The organism is Nonomuraea basaltis (genome assembly GCF_005893125.1).
Lineage (GTDB): Bacteria > Actinomycetota > Actinomycetes > Streptosporangiales > Streptosporangiaceae > Nonomuraea > Nonomuraea basaltis.
In genome coordinates this window covers 1-3,767 of sequence record NZ_VCJS01000452.1, presented here as the reverse complement: position 1 = coordinate 3,767, position 3,767 = coordinate 1, and the positions used below count along the sequence as shown (strand labels likewise).

Annotated in this window: 5 protein-coding genes; 4 read left to right on the top strand and 1 reads right to left on the bottom strand. The window is 63.4% G+C overall.

Annotated elements, in window-relative coordinates; all coding sequences use genetic code 11:
- Positions 1 to 43 precede the first annotated feature (43 nt).
- The 3 genes from EJK15_RS68140 to EJK15_RS68130 all read left to right on the top strand — a co-directional run bounded on the left by EJK15_RS68140 (position 44) and on the right by EJK15_RS68130 (position 2,016).
- Positions 44 to 358 (top strand): hypothetical protein, encoded by a 315-nt coding sequence (locus tag EJK15_RS68140; protein WP_138720747.1) that lies wholly within the window; start codon positions 44 to 46, stop codon positions 356 to 358.
- Between the two features lie 512 nt (positions 359 to 870).
- On the top strand, positions 871 to 1,185 hold the full coding sequence (locus EJK15_RS68135) for a hypothetical protein (protein WP_138720746.1): 315 nt from the start codon (positions 871 to 873) through the stop codon (positions 1,183 to 1,185).
- 510 nt (positions 1,186 to 1,695) lie between these two features.
- Entirely contained in the window at positions 1,696 to 2,016 is a 321-nt protein-coding gene (locus EJK15_RS68130) for a hypothetical protein (protein WP_138720745.1), read from the top strand.
- Between the two features lie 224 nt (positions 2,017 to 2,240).
- On the opposite strand, the gene ku is transcribed toward EJK15_RS68130, so the two are convergent.
- Entirely contained in the window at positions 2,241 to 3,110 is an 870-nt protein-coding gene (ku, locus tag EJK15_RS68125) for a non-homologous end joining protein Ku (protein WP_138720744.1), read from the bottom strand.
- Positions 3,111 to 3,190: 80 nt separating this feature from the next.
- On the opposite strand from ku, the gene EJK15_RS68120 reads away from it, so the two are divergent.
- Positions 3,191 to 3,767: ATP-dependent DNA ligase (locus tag EJK15_RS68120; protein ID WP_476739215.1), on the top strand; the 577-nt coding region annotated here is incomplete at its 3' end.

The following is a 3,767-nucleotide window of genomic DNA, read 5'->3' as shown; positions in this document are numbered from 1 at the left end:
AATATTGAGAACAGGGGCAACAGAACCTTTGGGGGGAAATTCAATGCCCAAGTTCAAGACTGCCATCGCGGCTCTCGCAACCACCACCGCGATGACCGGCGCCGTCGTCGCACTGGCCACCTCCACGACCGCCAACGCCGCGCCCAGCACCGGCTACACCGCCGGACACGGCGGGGGTTGGGGCTGGGGCAAGAGCCACCACCGCCACCGCAACAAGCAGAAGGTCCGCATCTGGATCCACAACAACAACCAGCAGCACCAGAACCAGGCCGAGCGCCAGGACCAGGACCAGGACCAGGACCAGTTCCAGTTCAAGTTCAACACGGAGACGCCGTACCCGCCGGTGCCGGGCGGCTGACCATCATGAAGCGCTCCGCAGGAGCGCGTTGAACGGTCGAGTGGCGGTCATGCGGCCTCATCCCGGTCGTCGTGAACCGCGGCAGAGTGCCTGTGTCCCGCAGAGGCGTCACCGCTTCGCCGAAGCGATGAGCCGACGCGGAACACAGGCACTCCGTTCAACGGCACCACTACCGGGAGAGGCGCTCAAGGACGTTTCTCCGTAGGATCCGCGTCACTCCGACATGCGCGCTCTCGAAATTTCGCCACCGAGGGCGCATGCATTCGTTTCCAGGTCTTCACTTCACCGCGCGCCGGAAGAGCTTTACGAACAAATCATCTCCTTTCGCAAAGCACTCAAGAAGAGCGACGAAAGCGTTAGGGTAGAGCAAAACGCCACGAAGCTCGTTTACACGACACTCGCCCCGGAAATAACACCACACGGATGGCGCATTAGCTACCATCCGCGATATTTTCCAACCAGTCCGGAAAATATTGAGAACAGGGGCAACAGAACCTTTGGGGGGAAATTCAATGCCCAAGTTCAAGACTGCCATCGCGGCTCTCGCAACCACCACCGCGATGACCGGCGCCGTCGTCGCACTGGCCACCTCCACGACCGCCAACGCCGCGCCCAGCACCGGCTACACCGCCGGACACGGCGGGGGTTGGGGCTGGGGCAAGAACCACCACCGCCACCGCAACAAGCAAAAGGTCCGCATCTGGATCCACAACAACAACAAGCAGCACCAGAACCAGGCCGAGCGTCAGGACCAGGACCAGGACCAGGACCAGTTCCAGTTCAAGTTCAACACGGAGACGCCGTACCCGCCGGTGCCGGGCACCTGACCACCATGAAGCGCTCCGCAGGAGCGCGTTGAACGGTCGAGTGGCGGTCATGCGACCTCATCCCGGTCGTCGTGAACCGCGGCAGAGCGCCTGTGTCCCGCAGAGGCGTCACCGCTTCGCCGAAGCGATGAGCCGACGCGGAACACAGGCACTCCGTTTCGCCGACACCCGTGACTGGTAGAGGCGCTCAAGGACGTTTCTCCATCGGATCCAAGTCACCCCGACATGCGCTCTCGGCTGTCCGCTGCCGAGAGCGCATTTATCGTTTTTCAGGCCTTCGCTTCACCGCCAATCTTGAGAAATACGGACAAATCATCTCATTTCGTAGATGCTCAAGTAAAGTGACGAAGAGTGCTTAAGTAGAGCAAAATACCCGGAAGCCCGTTTACGCGACACTCGTCCCGGAGATAAACCGTACGGATGGCGCATTAGACACCATCCTGCGATATTTTCCAAATAGTCCGGAAAATATTGAGAACAGGGGCAACAGAACCTTTGGGGGGAAATTCAATGCCCAAGTTCAAGAGTGTCATCGCAGGTCTCGCAATCAGCACCGCCATGACCGGCGCTGTCGTCAGCCTGGGCGCGCTGACCACCGCCTCGACCGCCGACGCCACCACGGCCTCCGCGGTCACCTCGACGGCCAATGGCTTCGTGAGTCACGATCACCACCGCAACAGGCAGAAGCTCCGCATCTGGATCCACAACAACAACCACCAGAGCCAGCACCAGAAGCTGTACCAGGACCAGGACCAGGATCAGGACCAGGACCAGTTCGACTCGCCGAACGGCCTCCTCTCGTCTCTGCTCGCGGGTGACGACGAGGACTGATCCTGGAGTGATCCTGGAGCGCTCTACAGCAGCAGCGTGCTGAACGGTCGAAAGGCGGGTCGTACCACCGCACCCCGATCGGCATGAACCGCGGCAGAGTGCCTGTGCCCCGAAGAGGCGTCACCCGCTCCGCTGAGCGATGGGCCGCCACGGGGCACAGGCACTCGGATCCATCGGGCACCACTGCATCCGCGGCATCCGCGGCTCGCCGGCAGCGACCACCCTTAGGCGGATTTGCGGGCTTTGCGTTTGGGTGGGGCCTTTTCTTCTTCCTTGGACTTGCTCGACGCGGCCTTCTTGGGTTTCGCCGGTTCGCCTTCTCGTTCGCGCTTCGCAGCCTCGACGCTGGCCCGCAGTGCCGCCATGAGGTCCACGGCCGGGCCCGCTTCCTCTTCCTCCGGCGGTGCGATGACCTCCTTGCCCGCCACCTTCGCCTCGATGACCTGCTGCAGCGCCTCACGGTAGGTGTCGTGGTATTCGCTCGGGTCGAAGTCGGACTCCATCGTGCTGATCAGCGACTCGGCCATCTGGAGTTCCTGGGCCCGTACCTCGATGTCCTCCTCCAGGAAGGCGAAGTCGGGGGTGCGGATCTCATCCGGCCAGAGCATCGTCTCCAGCACGAAGACGCCGTCCCGGACCCGCAGCGTGGCCAGGGACTCGCGCTGGCGCAGAGCCACCTTCACCACCGCCACCTGGCCCGAGCTCTCCAGGGCGTTGCGCAGCAGCACGTACGGCTTCGCCCCCTGCGCGTCGGGTTCCAGAAAGTACGACTTGGCGAAGTAGATGGGGTCGATCTGTTCGGCCGGGGCGAACTGGAGGACGTCGATCCTGCGGGACGTGCTCAGCGGCAGGTCCTCGAAGTCCTCGTCGGTGAGCACCACCATCTCGCCCGTGGCCAGCTCGTAGCCCTTGGCGATGTCGGCGTAGGGGATCTCCTCGCCGTCGAGCGTGCACACGCGCTTGTAGCGGATGCGGCCGCCGTCCTCGCGGTGCACCTGGTGGAACGACACGTCCTTCTGCTCGGTCGCGGAGTAGAGCTTGACCGGGATGGTGACCAGGCCAAAGGAGATCGCACCTTTCCAGATGCTGCGCATGGTCACTCCTCCGCTCTCAACGGCTTGGCAATGGGCACATACCCGGCATGGGGCAACCAATGCCATACCCGATTGAACCAATGCTTGCCGTACCTGGGGAACTACCCTCCGATCGCGAGCGGTACGGCCTGGAGGTCAAGTGGGATGGCATCCGCGCCATCGTGCACCTTGACGGCGGGCTGAGGGTGACCGGGCGGCACGGGGTCGAGTACACGCGGCGGTATCCGGAAATTTCGGGGTTCGGGGTCAAGAACGCGATCATCGACGGCGAGGTCGTGGCGCTCGACCCCCGCGGGCGGCCCAGTTTCCTACGGCTGCAGCACCGGATGCACCTGACCGACCCCGAGCCGGTCATGCTGGAGCTGTACCCGGTCACGTACATGCCGTTCGACCTGCTCTACCTCGACGGGATACCGCTGTTCGACCTGCCGTACCGCGATCGGCGGGCGCTCCTCGACGAGCTGGACATCGGCGCGCCGCCGTACTTCCCCGGGGACTCCGACCTGCTCTCCGCCACCCACGAGCAGGGACTGGAGGGCGTGATCGCCAAGCGGCTCGACTCCCCTTACCGGCCGGGCACCCGGTCGCCGTGGTGGATCAAGGTGAAGAACCTGAGCACCAGGGAGGTCGTGATCGGCGGCTGGAAACCGGGCAAGG